This is a genomic window from Limosilactobacillus mucosae (assembly GCF_046939755.1).
Lineage (GTDB): Bacteria > Bacillota > Bacilli > Lactobacillales > Lactobacillaceae > Limosilactobacillus > Limosilactobacillus mucosae_A.
The window spans coordinates 19,404-35,882 of record NZ_JBKZAY010000022.1; the positions used below are offsets into that span (position 1 = coordinate 19,404).

The 16,479-nt window shown below is 46.7% G+C and carries 14 protein-coding genes; 2 read left to right on the forward strand and 12 right to left on the reverse strand.

The annotated features are described in order from the left end of the window. The first annotated feature begins 18 nt into the window (after positions 1-18). Positions 19-153 carry an SPJ_0845 family protein gene (locus ACLUWI_RS07835; RefSeq protein ID WP_258442021.1) on the forward strand — a complete coding sequence of 45 codons (135 nt, stop codon included), beginning with the start codon at positions 19-21 and terminating at the stop codon, positions 151-153. Between the two features lie 97 nt (positions 154-250). Here the strand turns inward: ACLUWI_RS07835 and yihA are convergent, their stop codons facing one another. The 9 genes from yihA to rpsO all read right to left on the reverse strand — a co-directional run bounded on the left by yihA (position 251) and on the right by rpsO (position 12,089). After that, complete coding sequence (gene yihA / locus ACLUWI_RS07840) at positions 251-841, reverse strand: ribosome biogenesis GTP-binding protein YihA/YsxC (protein ID WP_412146849.1); 591 nt, start codon at positions 839-841, stop codon at positions 251-253. Positions 842-892: 51 nt separating this feature from the next. Next, complete coding sequence (gene clpX, locus ACLUWI_RS07845; protein ID WP_006499749.1) at positions 893-2,143, reverse strand: ATP-dependent Clp protease ATP-binding subunit ClpX; 1,251 nt, start codon at positions 2,141-2,143, stop codon at positions 893-895. Between the two features lie 217 nt (positions 2,144-2,360). Continuing rightward, positions 2,361-3,674, reverse strand: coding sequence for a trigger factor (tig, locus tag ACLUWI_RS07850; RefSeq protein WP_006499748.1), 1,314 nt, complete (start codon positions 3,672-3,674; stop codon positions 2,361-2,363). 133 nt (positions 3,675-3,807) lie between these two features. Further along, entirely contained in the window at positions 3,808-5,553 is a 1,746-nt protein-coding gene (ade, locus tag ACLUWI_RS07855; RefSeq protein ID WP_412146858.1) for an adenine deaminase, read from the reverse strand. Between the two features lie 86 nt (positions 5,554-5,639). Next, positions 5,640-6,986: an NCS2 family permease gene (locus ACLUWI_RS07860; RefSeq protein WP_412146850.1), complete on the reverse strand. Its 1,347-nt coding sequence runs from the start codon at positions 6,984-6,986 to the stop codon at positions 5,640-5,642. Positions 6,987-7,455: 469 nt separating this feature from the next. After that, positions 7,456-8,646, reverse strand: coding sequence for an elongation factor Tu (gene tuf, locus ACLUWI_RS07865; RefSeq protein ID WP_006499744.1), 1,191 nt, complete (start codon positions 8,644-8,646; stop codon positions 7,456-7,458). 187 nt (positions 8,647-8,833) lie between these two features. Then, a complete protein-coding gene (locus ACLUWI_RS07870; protein ID WP_412146851.1) occupies positions 8,834-9,739 on the reverse strand; it encodes a hypothetical protein in 906 nt (301 codons plus the stop codon). A 63-nt stretch (positions 9,740-9,802) separates the two neighbouring features. Beyond that, positions 9,803-11,614: a ribonuclease J gene (locus tag ACLUWI_RS07875; protein WP_412146852.1), complete on the reverse strand. Its 1,812-nt coding sequence runs from the start codon at positions 11,612-11,614 to the stop codon at positions 9,803-9,805. Positions 11,615-11,819: 205 nt separating this feature from the next. Continuing rightward, a complete protein-coding gene (rpsO, locus tag ACLUWI_RS07880) occupies positions 11,820-12,089 on the reverse strand; it encodes a 30S ribosomal protein S15 (RefSeq protein ID WP_006499741.1) in 270 nt (89 codons plus the stop codon). 262 nt (positions 12,090-12,351) lie between these two features. Between rpsO and rpsT the strand changes: the two genes are divergently transcribed. Continuing rightward, on the forward strand, positions 12,352-12,606 hold the full coding sequence (rpsT, locus tag ACLUWI_RS07885; RefSeq protein ID WP_006499740.1) for a 30S ribosomal protein S20: 255 nt from the start codon (positions 12,352-12,354) through the stop codon (positions 12,604-12,606). Between the two features lie 49 nt (positions 12,607-12,655). Here rpsT and holA read toward each other — a convergent pair whose 3' ends face one another. Genes holA through ACLUWI_RS07900 form a run of 3 tightly spaced genes read right to left on the reverse strand, consistent with a single transcriptional unit; the run spans position 12,656 to position 16,409 of the window. Further along, a complete protein-coding gene (gene holA, locus ACLUWI_RS07890; protein ID WP_412146853.1) occupies positions 12,656-13,681 on the reverse strand; it encodes a DNA polymerase III subunit delta in 1,026 nt (341 codons plus the stop codon). Further along, positions 13,651-15,918 (reverse strand): DNA internalization-related competence protein ComEC/Rec2, encoded by a 2,268-nt coding sequence (locus ACLUWI_RS07895; RefSeq protein ID WP_412146854.1) that lies wholly within the window; start codon positions 15,916-15,918, stop codon positions 13,651-13,653. The genes holA and ACLUWI_RS07895 overlap by 31 nt, the downstream gene beginning before the upstream one ends. Beyond that, positions 15,915-16,409 carry a ComE operon protein 2 gene (locus tag ACLUWI_RS07900; protein WP_412146855.1) on the reverse strand — a complete coding sequence of 165 codons (495 nt, stop codon included), beginning with the start codon at positions 16,407-16,409 and terminating at the stop codon, positions 15,915-15,917. Before ACLUWI_RS07900 ends, ACLUWI_RS07895 begins: the two co-directional genes overlap by 4 nt. Between the last annotated feature and the right edge of the window lie 70 nt (positions 16,410-16,479).

The window sequence follows — 16,479 nt, forward strand, 5'->3', positions numbered from 1 at the left end:
ATTAAAGGAGGGCCAGCCATGGGTTTGGTAACACAACGCAATCAAAAGCTGGAAAAACTGTTCAACGACTTGGCAATCGATCCAAAAGAAAAAGCCAAGGAAAAGGCCAAGTCGGCTGACCAGACAGAAGCCAGCGACAAAAACAAGCAATAATCATTTTGCATCATAAGAAAGCAAGAGGGTCCCGTATCCGGTCAGTTCCGGACATGGGGCCCTTTTTGCTGATTCATGACTGATTGATCAAAAACTGCTATTTTCGATCGTGCATGCGAGCTTCAATCCATTGCCAGACTTCATCCTTGCCGAATTTGGTCTCAGCCGAGAAAAGCTGCAGTGGCGTGTCAGTCAGCCCCAGCGTCTTGGTAATCTGTGAGATCGATTTCGTTCGTGCGCTAGGTTTGACTTTATCGATCTTGGTGCCGACTACCAAAAGCGGTACCTGGTAGTATTTCAGCCACTGATACATGGCTACGTCATCGTCGCTTGGTGCGTGACGAGCATCAACCAATTCAATTACACCCTTTAGCTGCGGACGTGTGGTCAGATAAGTCTCAATCATCTTGCCAAATTTTTCGCGCTGCTTTTTGGAGACCTTGGCATAGCCATAGCCAGGGACATCGACAAAAAAGAGCTGATCTTCAACGTTATAAAAGTTCAGCGTCTGTGTCTTGCCGGGCTGACTAGAGGTATGAGCGAAGTTTTTGCGATTGATCAAGACATTGGTCAAAGAAGACTTGCCGACATTCGACCGACCAACCAAAGCAATCTCTGGGTAGTCAGTCTTCGGATACTGTTCTTCAGCAACCGCGCTGATCGTTAAGTCAACGTGATGAACTTCCATAATCTGTTTTTCCTCCGTTAAAAAAGGGCCACTGCTGACCCTTTTTGCCTGTTATGAAGCTTTTTCGTCCTTTAATACGTAACGCGGCTCGCCATGGCTTTCCACGCAGCGCTTGTCAATTACGACCTTGGCAACGTCGTTACGGCTTGGCAGATCAAACATGACGTCTCGCATTACGTCTTCAATGATCGAACGCAGGCCCCGCGCACCAGTATTTCGCTTGATCGCCAACTGAGCCATTGCCCGCAAGGCACCATCCGTAAACTGCAGCTGACTGCCATCCAAACGAATCAGTTCTTGATACTGCTTGACCAGCGCATTCTTTGGCTCGGTTAAGATGCGAACCAGATCATCCTCATCCAATTTTTGCAGCGCCGTCAAAACGGGCAGGCGGCCGATGAACTCAGGAATCAGCCCAAACTTAAGCAGATCTTCTGGAATGACGTGTTGTAGGATGTTCTTTTCGTTGACGTCCTGCAGCTCGCCAGTATCCGTTCCAAAACCAATCGTCTTGTCACCCAGGCGTTCCTTGACAATATTTTCAATTCCATCAAAGGCCCCACCAACAATGAACAAAATATTGCTGGTATCAACTTGAATAAACTCCTGTTGCGGATGTTTACGGCCACCCTGCGGCGGAACGTTGGCAATCGTGCCTTCCAGAATCTTAAGCAATGCCTGCTGAACCCCTTCGCCGGAAACGTCACGAGTAATCGAGACATTTTCGCCTTTTTTGGCAATCTTATCAATTTCATCAATATAGATAATGCCCTTTTCAGCCCGTTCAACATCAAAGTCAGCAGCCTGTAAAAGCTTCAAAATGATGTTTTCAACGTCCTCACCGACATAGCCGGCTTCAGTTAAGGTAGTCGCATCAGCGATCGCAAATGGCACGTTCAAAATCTTTGCCAGTGATTGTGCCAGATAGGTCTTCCCAGAACCCGTTGGCCCAATAATGGCAATGTTGCTCTTTTGCAGATCAGTTTCGTTGTTGTCGCCCGTCATCATGGCATTGACCCGCTTATAGTGGTTGTATACCGCTACGGCCAGCGTCTTTTTTGCATCGTCTTGCCCAATCACATAGTCGTTAAGCTCCTTGACGATTTCAGCCGGCGTTGGTACGCGGAAAGTTTCGTTAGCGTGATCTTCGGCCAGCTCTTGTTCAATAATCTGCTGGCAAAGATCGACACACTCGTTGCAAATGTAGACGCCAGGACCGGCAACGATCTTTTTTACTTCGTCTTGCGACTTGCCACAAAAAGAACAGTGCACGGCATCCATGCCACTGGTATCTTCAAACATCTTGCGTCCTCCTCTTAAAATGATTGTGTTTATCATACCAAACTGTCGGTCAAATTTCGAATAATTCAAACCATCATCGTTATGACAGACTGGCTTAAACCCAAAAATTGATCGACTCAGTACGACAACAGGGCCCAGCACCCGGATAACCGAACGCTGGGCCCCTATGTTGTTTTAACAGTGCTGATCGCAACTGTTTTTAACGCAATGTCAAAGATTACTTGTCTTCTTCTGCGTCCTTGGATTCAACTTGCTTAGCAGAATCCGTAACCAGGTCAACGGCCTTCTTGATTTGAATGTCGTGACTCAGCATATCCTTGGACAGAGCCTTCTTAACGGCATCTTCTTCCATACCGTATTGAGCAGCCAAGTCCTTGATTTCAGCATCGATGTCTTCATCGGTTGCTTCCAGATTGGCATCCTTAACGATGGCTTCCAGAACCAGGTTGGTCTTAACCCGCTTGGCAGCATCGTTAGCAAATTGCTTGCGCAGGTCGTCTTCAGTCGTACCCGTGATTTGGAAGTACATCTTAGGGTTGATGCCTTGTTGCTGCATCCCCATCAGGTATTGTTGTACTTGACGGTCCGTGTCATCGTCCAGCATTGCTTGTGGAATTTCTTCCGTTTCAGCGTTGTTGACAGCAGCTTCGATGGCAGCATCTTCAATGGCAGCGTGAGCAGCGTCTTCTTTTTGTTCTTGCAGCTGCTTCTTCGTCTTTTCCTTCAATTCGTCAAGCGTGTCAACGTCTTCGTCGACGTCCTTGGCAAATTCGTCGTCCATTTCTGGCAGTTGCTTTTCCTTGACTTCATGCAGCTTGACTTCAAAGACGGCTTCTTTACCGGCCAGGTCTTGTGCATGGTATTCTTCAGGGAAGGTTACCTTAACTTCAACGTCTTCGCCAGACTTGTGGCCAACCAGTTGGTCTTCAAAGCCTGGAATAAAGGCGCCTGAACCCAGTTCCAGCGAGTAGTTGTCAGCAGAGCCGCCGTCAAACTTTTCGCCATCAACGGAACCTACATAGTCGATAACGACCGTGTCGCCGTTTTCAGCTGGTTGGTCTTCTTTCAGAACCAGTTCAGCTTGTTGTTGACGCTTGGATTCCAATTCGTCTTCAACTTCCTTGTCGGAAACCGTCGTGTCTTGAGCTGGAACTTCCATACCCTTGTAGTCGCCCAGCTTAACTTCTGGCTTAACGGCAACTTCGGCAGTCAGTACCCATGGCTGACCCTTTTCCAGACTCTTAACATCGATTTGTGGCTGGTCAACTGGTTCGATACCGGTTTCTTTAACAGCATCTTCGTAAGCCTTTGGCAGCACGATGTTCAAAGCATCTTGGTACAGAGCTTCTTCACCGTACATTTGGTTAAACAGTTGACGTGGCACGTGGCCCTTACGGAAACCAGGAACCGTGATCCGTTTTTGCGTCCGCTTAAAGGCTTGGTCAATACCCTTCTTAGCCGTTTCAACGTCGATTTCAAAAGTTAATGTCCCTTTGCTGGCTTCGCTGTCGCGTTCCCATTTTGCTGACATTTCATTTCCTCCAATAACTTGCAGTTTTCAACTGGTCGCTGCTTATAACATAAATGACAGCGACCCGTACATACTTTAATAGTTTACCGTACAGTGCCCTGGATTTCAACTATTCGCGTTAATTATCGCTAATTTAAGCCTGATCGTCGACTTCGAGCGTGACAAACCGACCATTGGCAACGTCAAACAGTCCCTCATCGGTTAATTTTAATTCTGGAATCACTGCCAATGGCAAAAAGCTCAGTGACATAACCGGATCAACGTTGGCGGGAATTTCCAGCTCATCATGGGCGGCTCGGTTGATCTCGTTTTGCGCGGCCACGACTTTTTCAGCTGGCTGATCGCTCATCAAGCCAGCAATTGGCAATGGCATCCGCGCAATCGGCTCTTGATCCTTGACCATGACAACGCCGCCACCTTGTTTGATCAATTCAGCAACGGCTGCATGCATCTCGTTATCACTGACTCCGGTAACCATGATGTTGTGTGAATCATGGCCAATTGAAATGGCAATCGCGCCATGCTTGATGCCATAGCCGCTGACCAGTGCCGTACACATTTTGCCGGTCGCATGATGGCGCTCAATAACTGCCAGCTTGGTCACATCTTGAGCTGGATCGTAGACAAAATCACCAGTTTCATCATGACTGACTTGACAGATTTTTGTACCTGTCAAAACCTCACCAGGAATTACTTCAATCGTCCGCACCGGCTTACCAGTCAGATGCAGCTTAAAACATTCGCTGGCTAATGGCTTTACATGCATGGAAGCTGCCAGCGCATCGATTGGATAGCGTTGAACCTTTGGCAGATACTGGCCATCTTGAGCCACCTTCTCACCTTTGATCCAAGTCTGTTCCACATGAAAACTTCTCAAATCGTCTACGACTACTAAATCAGCTCGTCTGCCGGAGGCAATGGCGCCTCGATCATTTAACCCGCAGTATTCAGCTGCGTTCAGCGTTGCCATCTGAATAGCCGTAATTGGTGAAACACCTTGTTCAATACAGATGCGAATACTATTATCCAGATGGCCCAAAGTCATTGCCGTAACAGCTTGGACGTCATCGCCAGCCAAAAGACAATGGCGAACAGTTTGCGGGTTTACGACCGGCAAGAGATTTTTCAGATCATGTTCAGTGGTTCCTTGCCGAAGCAGAACATACATCCCGCAAGCCAGACGATCTTTAGCTTCTTGAACCGTTGAGCATTCATGATCATTAGCTACGCCCGCAGCCGCATAGGCATTCAGCAGTTTGCCAAAGACTTGCGGTGCATGACCATCGATCCGCCGACGATACTTTTTGGCCAGGATAACCTCGTCAATCATCTTGTCATCATTATTGACGACGCCGACATAGTTCATTAATTCAGCCAAGCCATCCACGGTACCATTTTTTAAAGCCGGTTCCATATCTAAAGCACTAAGGTTGGCGCCGGCATGCTCAAAAGGAGTCGAAGGCACGCAAGAAGGCATCAGGTAACGAATATCCATTTTTGCCAGCTTGGCAGCCTGCTCCATGTATTCCAAGCCTTTCAAACCGGCAACATTGACAATTTCATGCGGATCGCATAAAGCAGTTGTCGTCCCGCATGGTACAAAGATCCGACTGAATTCCTCAGGCGAAACATAGGAAGATTCCACATGAATGTGAGCATCAATCAACCCTGGCAGCAAAAAGCGTCCAGCCAGATCAACCACCTGCTGTCCTTCATAATGTTCACTGATACCGGCAATATAACCAGCTGCCAATGCTACGTCACCTTGCCGAATAGTTCCTAAAAAGACATCCACGATCTGCGCATTTCTAATCACCACGTCAGCCGGTACGCGACCGGCTGCTACATCAATCAGGTGTTTTAATTCCGATTTTTTTATCATGACTGAGACCTTTCATTTATATCTATATCAAAAATATTACAAAAAAGGCACGACCGCTTTCGATCGAGCCATTTTAATAGTCGTTATGGTAATACGTTTAAGACGTACAGCATCAAGATAAAGACAAAGAGCAATGTCCACATGATCCAGTTGATTTCTTTACGCCGCCCTGCAACCGTCATCGTCAGTGGGTAGAGAATAAAACCAAACGCAATCCCGTAAGAAATATTGTAGGTCAAAGGCATGCCGGCAACCACCATAAATGCTGGAAAGGCAATTTCAAAATGAAGCCAATCAATGCCAGCCAATGAACTGGCCATCAATGAGCCAACAATAATCAGGGCTGGTGCCGTAACTTGAGTCGTAACCACCGTCAAAAGTGGGCTGAACAGCAGACTGAAAGCAAACAAAACGCCGACCGTCAACGCAGTCAATCCCGTTCGACCACCAACGGCAATCCCAGCCGATGATTCAACGTAGGCTGCCGTTGGCGTAGTCCCCATTACCGAACCACTCAGCATGGAAATCGAATCAGCCATCAAAGCCTGACCAATCCGCGGCATTCGGTCGTTTTTCATCAAACCAGCCTGTTGAGCTAAGCCCACCAGCGTTCCGGCTGTGTCAAAGAATGCCACCAAAAGAAAGATCAGCACCACGGCCCACATCTGCGGCGTATTAACCTTGCCCAGGCTGGTCAGTGCCACGCCAAAAGTCGGCTTCATGGAAGGAGCTAACGAAATAATATGAGCAGGCATCTTAATCAGGCCCGTAAACAAGCCCAGCAGCGTTGTCAGAATCATCCCGATAAAGATTGATCCAGGAACCCGCTTAGCCATCAAAAGCGCAATCGCTAAGACCCCAAAAATCGTCAGCCAGGTCGTTGGTACCGTCAGTGAGCCCAATTGAACCAATGAGCTCTTGCTGGCAACGACCAGACCACCGCCCTGTAGTCCAACAAAAGCAATGAACAGACCAATCCCAGCCGCAATGGCCAGTTTCAAATCATGCGGAATCGCGTTGATTACGGCTTCACGCACCTTCATCAAAGAAAGGATCGTAAAGATTACCGATGCTACAAAAACACCAGCCATCGCGGTCTGCCATGAGATCCCCATTGCCAGAACCACCGAGTATGTAAAGAACGCGTTATCACCAAGACCAGGCGCAATGGCAATCGGATAATTGGCTAAAAATGCCATCAATAAACAGCCGATAATTGCAGATAATGCCGTTGCCGTAAAAACCGCGCCCTTATTCATGCCGGCCATTCCCAAGACGCTGGGATTAACAAACAGAATGTAGGCCATTGAAACAAAAGTCGTCAGACCCGCGAGCAGCTCACGCTTGATCGTCGTGCCCTGCTCGCTTAAATGAAACCATTTCTCTAAAATATTGGTAGAAGCAGGCGAGTTATTCGTGCTTTGACCCATTAAAATTCATCTCCTATGCATTTAATCCAATAAACAAGATTTGATTATGCAACAATTTTCGGATTTTTGCAATAGATTAAAACGATAAAATTACGAATGTTCGCATTTGATTTTTAAATTGGCTTTTGTAAAAGGGTTTAAATGCGATTGTTCGGAAATAAAAAAACAGGCCATCAACGTACAAGCCTGGTAAGAATAAATCAAAAATGTTTTTTAGTTGTTGCTCTGGCTATAACTAATCCATCCCCGACTGGATATCATTGACTCAATTTTTAGCGATTATGAGAGTCATATCAGTGATTTCGGTCTGGTACAACGTATTGACTGTATCCGTGCCTAAAAATTCCCCACTTCATTTTTGAAGCAGGGAATTGATCTTCACCAATACGATTTGACAAAGACCCATAAAAAAACAAAAAAGAGCAAGCAGAAATCTGCTTGCTCTTTTATTAATTGCACTAATTTGAAATTAGTCCAGGATGTCAGAAACGACACCGGCACCAACAGTGTGGCCACCTTCACGAATCGTGAACTTCAGACCCTTTTCAATGGCAACTGGCTTTTGCAGGGAAACAGTGAACGTAACGTTGTCCCCAGGCATAACCATTTCTACACCATCTGGCAGTTCGATCGTACCCGTAACGTCAGTAGTGTGGAAGTAGAATTGTGGACGGTAGTTGGAGAAGAATGGCGTGTGACGGCCCCCTTCTTCCTTCGTCATAACGTAGACTTCACCCTTGAAGTTCTTGTGCGTTTGGATGGAGCCTGGTTGTGCCAGAACTTGACCACGTTCTACTTGGTCGTGGCCGATACCACGCAGCAGAACACCAACGTTGTCCCCGGCTTCACCAAGGTCCAGCGTCTTGTGGAACATTTCAACACCCGTAACAGTAGACTTCAGGATTTCGTCCTTCAGACCAACGATTTCAACTTCGTCGCCGACCTTAACAGTCCCACGGTCGATACGACCGGAAACAACAGTACCACGACCAGTGATAGTGAAGACGTCTTCGATTGGCAGCATGAATGGCTTGTCAGTAGGACGCTTTGGAGTTGGGATGTATTCGTCGATAACATCCATCAGGTGCAGGATAACCTTTTCTTGTTCAGGGTCACCTTCCAGAGCCTTCAAAGCAGAACCACGAACAACTGGAATGTCATCGCCAGGGAAATCGTATTCGCTCAGCAGGTCGCGAACTTCCATTTCAACCAAGTCAACCAGTTCGTCGTCGTCAACCAAGTCAGTCTTGTTCAGGAACACAACGATGTATTGAACACCAACTTGACGAGCCAACAGAATGTGTTCACGAGTTTGTGGCATAGGACCGTCAGTAGCAGCAACAACCAGGATAGCACCATCCATTTGTGCGGCACCAGTGATCATGTTCTTAACGTAGTCAGCGTGACCAGGGGCATCGATGTGTGCGTAGTGACGCGTTTCCGTTTCGTATTCAACGTGGGCCGTGTTGATAGTGATACCACGTTCCTTTTCTTCTGGAGCGTTGTCGATATCAGCGTAGTCTTCAGCCTTTGCCAGACCCTTTTCTGCCAGAACCTTCGTGATAGCAGCAGTCAGAGTAGTCTTACCATGGTCAACGTGGCCAATAGTACCAATGTTTACATGGGGTTTAGTACGTTCATAATGTTCTTTTTCAGCCATTAATGAAATCCTCCTGATAAATTACAAGTATAATGCCAGACAACCAAATCATTGTCTGACACACCCTTAATGAAAATTGTACTACTTCCGGGAGCCAATTAAAAGTTTAAAAACCGGTTTTCCGAAAGAATTCTTAATTATAATATCAGCTCTATCCTGATTTGTAAATGAATTTAACCGAAACTTTTTAATGCATGCCCAGTTGCTGAGCCAGACGCGCAATCTGATTCTGCCACCGTTTAGCTAAAACAACGTCTTGATCTTGATCGGTACTTTTAGAATAAGCCGTCAAAGCCCGATACCAAGCACCTGCGTCAGAAATTGCCAATTCAACCAGTGGATATAAATAGGCCAGCTGCAAGTGAAATTCTTGATTAAACATCTGATATGACAATGGATCCTGCTGGCTGAAATCTTGTTTGATCATTTTTTCAACCTGTGAAACAACTGGTATTGCTTCGACATCCGATAGTTTTTCCAGATCAATCAAATGCTCCTGCTCATCCAGCCAATAGATCATAATCTTTCCCGTAAGATGCAATCGCTGCAGCATCTGCATCAGGCTTGATCTAATCAACGGATTGACAAACGGATCGCGAACCAGAAACTTGGCCCCAATCAGATACTGCTTAAGCGGCAGGTGACTGGCATCTCTAAAACGACGCTGCTGTTCGGTAAAACTGCCATCGCCTAAGTGGTAGAACTGCTTTAGCTGGTTGTTCAGCGTTGTCTGATAGCGAGCAGCAAACTCATTTTCGGCCTGCTCGACCTGGCTAATGAATTTATCATGCCATTTTGGCAGTGCATTCAGCTGCACGCGTACGTCGATAAACGCTTGGGCATGCAGCTCAACGTTGATCAATAGCTGCATCAGCTCCTTAGAAGTCACATAGTCATTAAGGTGCTCAACTGCATAAGAAGCAGCCTCAGCGTACTGCTGATCTTCATATAATGCTCTTACCAGCTGGCGATTAACCGCAAACTCGTCAACCTCTTCATACAAAGCGGCAAACCGTTGGGCGGCCTCATGATAGTGCTGCTGGTCAAGCAGCTGATCTGCTTGATGAAACTGCTCTTGTTGTAAAGGCGTCATAATCTTAAAATTCCTTTCTGAAAACCAAACAGCGCGAGCACTTGCTGATGCTCACGCTGCTGATTATTTGCCTGCCTTGGCTTCGGTCTTGCGCTGACGCTTGGCTCCGCGGCCCCGTCCGCGACGCTTAGCGACAGTCTTTTTGGCCGTTGATTCTTCATTGGCCTTGTCATTAGTCTTTTTAGAATGATTCTTGCGTTTTGGATGCTGGTTGATTTCCATAATCACCGGCAGAATTACCGGGTGACGCTTCGTTTGATTGAAGAGGAAACGATTCAGCTTTTCGCGCACGTCAGATTTAAGATGCGTCCAGTCAAACTCTTTTTGATCAAGGTTTTCCTGCACGACTTTTTCAACCAGATCGGCACTTTGCTTCATCAGCTGCCGGTTGGTCTTAACGAAAACAAAACCGCGGGAGGTAATCTGTGGCCGGGCCACGATCTTTTTCTTTTTGCGGTCAATCGTTGCCACGACTACAAAGATGCCATCCTCAGACAATACACGACGATCGCGCAGCACGATATTGCCGATATCACCAACTCCGGTACCATCAATCATGGTATTGCCGACCTCAACGTGGGCTCCTAAATGAAAAGCCCCATCTTCATAGGTCAAAACATCGCCTTTATTGGTCAAAAAGATATGGTCAGCCGGAATGCCAACCTCTTCAGCTAAAATGGCATGCTGATCAAGCAGGCGATATTCACCCTGAATTGGCATAAACCATTGTGGCCGCATAAAGTTAAGCATCAGCTGCTCATCGTTTTGGTTGGCATGCCCAGATGGATTCAGATCAGCTGCAATAAACTTGACGCTGGCACCGGTCCGATAAAGCATGTCCTCAGTCTTTTGCACTGTTGTTTCCATCGCATATGATGGTGTCGTTGTAACAAAAACCAGATCGTTTTCGTTGAGCGTGATGTTTTTATTGTCACCATTGGCAATCTGCTGCAGTGCCTTGATTGGCTCACCCATCTTGCCCGTTTCTAAGACAATCAGTTCTTCTGGCGGCAATTTCTTGGCTTCTTCCAGCGTAATCAGCAGGTCGTCTTCTGGCATCTTCAGCTTATTAAGGGACATAGCCGTGTCAATGATCTGTTCCAGGTCGTGGCCAGAAAGAATCACCTTGCGTCCCGTTGCCGCAGCCGCGTTTAAAATCTGCTGAACGCGCATAATATTTGAGGCTACGCTGGCAACGACTACGCGTCCTGGAGCAGCTTCAAAAGTATCTTGAATGTAGGCTGCAATGTCTTTTTCCTTGGTGTTCATGCCAGTGATGCCTGAACCAGCCGAATCAGACAGCAAAAGCAAGACACCCTGTTGGCCAATCTGCGCAAGACGAGCCAGGTCGGTCCGGTAGCCTTCTGCAGCCGTTTGATCAAACTTAAAGTCACCCGTGTAGACAATGTTGCCTTCTGGGGTCTGTAAAACAATCCCCATGGTATCAGGGATCGAGTGCGTGGTCTTAAAGAATGAAACCGTAACATCGTTGAAGTCGATTTCAGTTGCAGCATCAACGACATGGAAGTCATTAAATTTTTTAACTTTCTTGTCGGCGCTGTCTTTAACGGCAAGCTTAGCCAAGGCAATCGTTAATTCACTCCCAAATACCGGTACGTTAAAATCAGCCAAGAAATATGGCAGGCCGCCAATTGCATCGGCATGGCCCTGGGTTAAAAAGACCCCAACGATTCGATCGGCACTTTCCTTTAAAAATGACCAGTCCGGTACGACCACATCAATTCCCATCAGTTCATTTTCCGGATATTTTAAACCGCAGTCCAAAATAAAAATCTGTTCGTCAACCTCAACGGCATACATGTTTTTGCCGTTTTCGTGCACGCCCCCAAAAGGCGTAATCTTAATCTTGCTCATGTTTGCTCCTTTATGATTGTATTTAAACGCGCCACGGTCCTGGACGGCTCATGGCAATTTATTCGTTCATAATTGCTGTTATTCATCTTACCACAGAATCAACACAGATTGATAATTAACCATTCCATCCGCGAAAAATTTTAAAAAGAGCAATAAAAAAAGCCCCGACTTTTGTCGAGACTTAGAATCTGAACAGGCGTTAGAATTAACGACGCAGGCCCAGACGCTTGATCAGTTCACGGTAAGCTTGCAGGTCAGTACGACGCAGGTAAGCCAGCAGGTTACGACGGTGACCGATCTTCTTCATCAGACCACGTTGTGAATGGTAGTCGTGCTTGTGCGTACGCAGGTGGTTGTTCAGTTCGTTAATGTCAGCAGTCAATACGGCAACTTGAACTTGAGTTGAACCCGTGTCGCCTTCGTGCGTAGCGTATTCCTTGATGATTTCGTTTTTGCGTTCTTTAGAGATAGCCATGTTGCTATTCCCACCTTTCAAATTTTTAATGCGCCAAGTTCTAGGTAAAGCGTCGGTGAGGATCGCTGAACCGAGAAGAGGCATGGGCCGTTTTTTGCAGCCTTTGATAATATAACGGATTATTGGCAAAATTGCAACCAACAAAGCCTTTTTTCAAACGATAGGACTAAGACTATTGCAATCGCCAACTGACTTTTGTATAATGACAAATGTTGAAAAATTCTGGTCAACTAATTAAACCGGGTTAACGGAGGTGAAATTCATGCCAATCATCAAATCAGCAATCGAACGTGTACGGACCAGCGAAAAGGCCCAAGCACGCAACGCTTCCCAAATGAGCGAAATGCGCACGGCTGTTAAGAAGTTCGACAAGGCTAAGGTAGCCGGCGCCGAAAACCTTGACGACCTGTACAAGGCAGCTATTTCCGCTATTGACCGTGCCCACTCCAAGGGCCTGATCAAGGCAAACAAGGCTGCTCGTGACAAGTCCCGTCTGACGGCTCGTTACAACAAGTAGTGCTTATATAAAACAAAAAACCGATGTCTCAACGGCATCGGTTTTTTGTTTACCCAGCTTTTTTAGCAAACTGCAGCATAAACAGCTGAAACAGCAGTTCTGGCTCACGTGAAGTCGTTTTTAAGGCTTTTTCACAGCGAATAAGCCCTAAATAGGCTCTTACCAAATCATTCATTTGAAAGCGGCGCGCCGTCTGCATACCTAGCTTAACCCGATATGGATGAACTTTAAGCCGACTAGCCAGCGTTCCCTGACTCAATCCCCGCTTGCTCAATACCTTAATCTGAATCAACAGTCGAAACTGACTGACCAATAATGCGTTCAACTGCAGCGGCTCGTGATTGGTTTCCAAAAGCTGCTGATAGATATCCAACGCCTTGGCTTGGTCCCTTTTTAAGACTGCCGTGATCAGATCAAAGACGTTCTCATCCAATGACTGTGGCACCAGCCCCATCACGTCATCACGTTTGATGCGTTTGCTCTGATAGGCCAAAAGCTCCAGTTTCTCAACGTTCCCCATCATCAAGCCATAGTCGGCATTGGTGCGTCTGACCAGTTCATCCATCGCACCATTTTCCAAGCGGTAGCCATCACCTAAGAGCTTTTGTTCAACCTGATGGCGGGCGTCCTGTTCGCTTAAAGGTGCCGCGCTGATCTCAACGGCAATCTTCTTCAGCTCCTTAACCAGTCCCTTGCGATTGTCAAGTTTTTCATAAGGTGCCATCAAAACTAGAATTGTTGTCGGCTCAGGATGCTTCAAATATTCCTTGAACGCGTCTAAATCATGATTGACCTTGACCTTGGCAGGATTGCCCGTCAAAAAATATGGTTTATTAATAAAAACCAGTCGCCGTTCGCCAAAAAACGGTGCCGACATTGCATCATCAAGCGCAACTGAAAGCGACGTTGTCTCCATATCATAGCTGCCAACGTTCATCACCCGCTCTGCTTCAGGAATCAGATTCATAAAAGCATCATGCGCCTGTTGCTGTAAAATCCCTTGCGTTCCCAATACCACATAGATCATTGCCGGCGTCTGGCTGCTTAGCTGTTGGCGTAAGGTGGCAACATCCATTTTAATTCATCCCCTTTTAGTCTGGTTTTCCAGTATCCATGATTTTGATAGTAATAATAGCTGATCATCCCATACTGCTGCGTTGAAATCGGCATAATCCCCAAACGCCGCAGATTTTTTATCGTCACGGAATTAGGATGACCATAGCGATTAAAGCGACCGGCTGAGATAACACCATAACGCGGCTGCAGGCAGCTTAGAAATTTTGGATCGCTGCCAGTCCGACTGCCATGGTGGCTTAACTTCAACACATCGGCACTCAGTTGCGGATAACGGTCAATAACGGCCCGTTCTCCTTTGCGATCCAGATCACCGGTAAAAACAAAGTCAAGTGATCCAAAGCGTCCTGTCAGCACCATTGAGTCTTCATTTTTGCCCGTCCCAGATTTAAATGGATGCAGCACCTTTAATGGCAGATCATCAGGCTGCTGATCAGCTCGTACCGGTATGACTTTAAGCGGCTGGCTGACCAAGCGCTGAAATTTCGGATTATGTTCCATTCCACTAGGAACCAGCACTTCTCTAACGTGCATTGATTTGAGTACAGTTGGCAGATAGCCAATATGATCAGCATCGCTGTGGCTTAGATAAATGGCATCAAGTCGCGTAATTCCACGACTCTTTAAATAACTGATCGAAGTTCTGGCTGCCATATCGCTGGTCGTCTGACTCTTGGCCCACTGCGGCAAGCGATATAGCAGCCGACCACCCGTATCAATCATCACTACTTGGCGATTAAACGGTGTCCGAACAATCGCACAGTCGCCTTGGCCAATATCTACAAACGTCACCTCACCAGCTGGCGGTAGATGAATCGACATAAAAGCCACGCAATAAGCAGCAGCCAAAATATACCAGCTGCTTTTTTTAGCAGGCCCTGCCAACAGCCACAAAGAAAAAAGCAGAATTATAATGGCCCCAAGCGAAGACAGTTGACCAAACACCAGCATGCCTGGCCCAGCTGCCAATTGGTCCAAAATCCGATGCAGCAGTTTTAGCATTTCATTGAAACTATATGCCAAAAGCGGCAGCCAGTTGGCAGTTAAAGCCGCCAACAGCGTAAGCGGAAACAGCACCGTGCCGAATAACGGGATCAAAAGCCAGCTAATCAGCATGCTTAATAAGTGTACCTCATAAATGTAATGAAACAGACTGGGCAGACTAACCAGATTCAGCCAAAATGCTCTTTTTAGATCCGAAACGTTTCTTAGCGACAATGGCATCAGCAAAGACATCAAATAGCTCAATTGTCCGCCGAGCGTCAACAAAACGTATGGATCAAGCAGAATGCCGATCAGCAGACTGATCGACCAGGCATCGACTCTCGAAAAACGCAGCCGGTGACTTAAAAGGCGCACTTCAGCCATGATCGAGGCCCGAATCAGACTGGCCGCACCACCACCAATAATCAGATAAAGCGGCAGCAGAACGATTAAAAGCCAGTCGATCGTTTCAATATTAAATCGTAACCGAATCAAAAGTCCTCTTAAAATTTCAATCAATAAAACCACGTGCATTCCTGAGATGCAAAATAGATGAATCACACCCAGTTTTTTGACTGAACTCAGCAGCTGCGTAGTCTTAAAGGTATTAAGGCCAATGATCAGACTATCGCAATACTCGCTCAGCGGCGATGGCAGCGTCTGAAAATACTGATGCAGGCAAATTCTTAAACAATGACAGCGTTCAATCAGCGTATGCGGTTTTTGCGGCTGCCAACGCCATTTTTGTGCCCGAATCTCATTATAGATATGGTGCCGCCATTGATACTTTTGGTAGTCAAATTGGCCAAAATTGGTAGGTCCAATGATTGGCTGTTCTTGGCCTTTAATCTGCCAAAAAAGCACGGCTTGGTTATGAATCAGCGCCGCCTTTTCTTGAGAAGAACGCAGTCTTAGAACCACTGATTCGCGCTCGCCAGAATCCAGATTGGTGCCCTGCATCTGAATCAGGTTGCCATTAACTACGACTTGATCAGGCAGTACCTTAAAATTGCATTCTACCGGCTGTGGCGTTCTCAGCGGCTTATTTCGAGCATTGTAAAGCGCACAGCCGCAAACCAGGCTCGCCGTTAAACCCGCTAAAAGCACCAATCTGATCGTTGCAAAATCATGTAGCGTCCAAACGCGAAACATCAGATAAAACAGCAGCAGATTCAGCCACAGCTGACTGCCCAAGACGATTCCGGTAACTAAAGCAGCGGTTAGGGCAGGAAAAAGCCACCGTGAATCAATCAATCCTCAAATGGCTTTTGCGGATTAATGTACTGATCCAAATGGGCTTCTTCCAAAATGTTGGTATCAAGTTTGATCTGGTGTAAAGCGACATGCTTCAAGCGAATCAGCTTCATTGCATAGTCGTCGTTATGATAATTGCGGATATAATTGATCTCTTTGATTCCAGCCTGCAAAAGACTCTTAGTACACTGCAAGCAAGGAAAATCAGTGACATAAAGGCTGGCGCCATCCGTTGAGGCACCAAACTTGGCACATTGCAAAATTGCATTCATTTCGGCATGAATCGTCCGCACGCAATGACCGTCACGCAAATAGCAGCCCGCGTCCAGACAGTGATCATCACCTGAAACCGAGCCATTGTACCCACCAGCAATAATCCGCTTGTCACGAACCAAGACAGCGCCAACTGACAGTCGCTGGCAGGTACTGCGGGAAGCCAGCAAGGCCGCCTGCATCATAAAGTACTGATCCCAATCAATTCTATGTTCCACTTTTATCATCCTCTTTTTTATTCTGCTAACCAGTATACCAGATTCAATCCCAACACCAACGTCAATTTTA

Bases quoted from the DNA above. Each gene is read 5' to 3' on its own strand.
- ACLUWI_RS07835 (WP_258442021.1), top strand. From the start codon at position 19: ATGGGTTTGGTAACACAACGCAATCAAAAGCTGGAAAAACTGTTCAAC.
- yihA (WP_412146849.1), bottom strand. From the start codon at position 841: ATGGAAGTTCATCACGTTGACTTAACGATCAGCGCGGTTGCTGAAGAA.
- clpX (WP_006499749.1), bottom strand. From the start codon at position 2,143: ATGTTTGAAGATACCAGTGGCATGGATGCCGTGCACTGTTCTTTTTGT.
- tig (WP_006499748.1), bottom strand. From the start codon at position 3,674: ATGTCAGCAAAATGGGAACGCGACAGCGAAGCCAGCAAAGGGACATTA.
- ACLUWI_RS07860 (WP_412146850.1), bottom strand. From the start codon at position 6,986: ATGGGTCAAAGCACGAATAACTCGCCTGCTTCTACCAATATTTTAGAG.
- tuf (WP_006499744.1), bottom strand. From the start codon at position 8,646: ATGGCTGAAAAAGAACATTATGAACGTACTAAACCCCATGTAAACATT.
- ACLUWI_RS07870 (WP_412146851.1), bottom strand. From the start codon at position 9,739: ATGACGCCTTTACAACAAGAGCAGTTTCATCAAGCAGATCAGCTGCTT.
- ACLUWI_RS07875 (WP_412146852.1), bottom strand. From the start codon at position 11,614: ATGAGCAAGATTAAGATTACGCCTTTTGGGGGCGTGCACGAAAACGGC.
- rpsO (WP_006499741.1), bottom strand. From the start codon at position 12,089: ATGGCTATCTCTAAAGAACGCAAAAACGAAATCATCAAGGAATACGCT.
- rpsT (WP_006499740.1), top strand. From the start codon at position 12,352: ATGCCAATCATCAAATCAGCAATCGAACGTGTACGGACCAGCGAAAAG.
- holA (WP_412146853.1), bottom strand. From the start codon at position 13,681: ATGGATGTTGCCACCTTACGCCAACAGCTAAGCAGCCAGACGCCGGCA.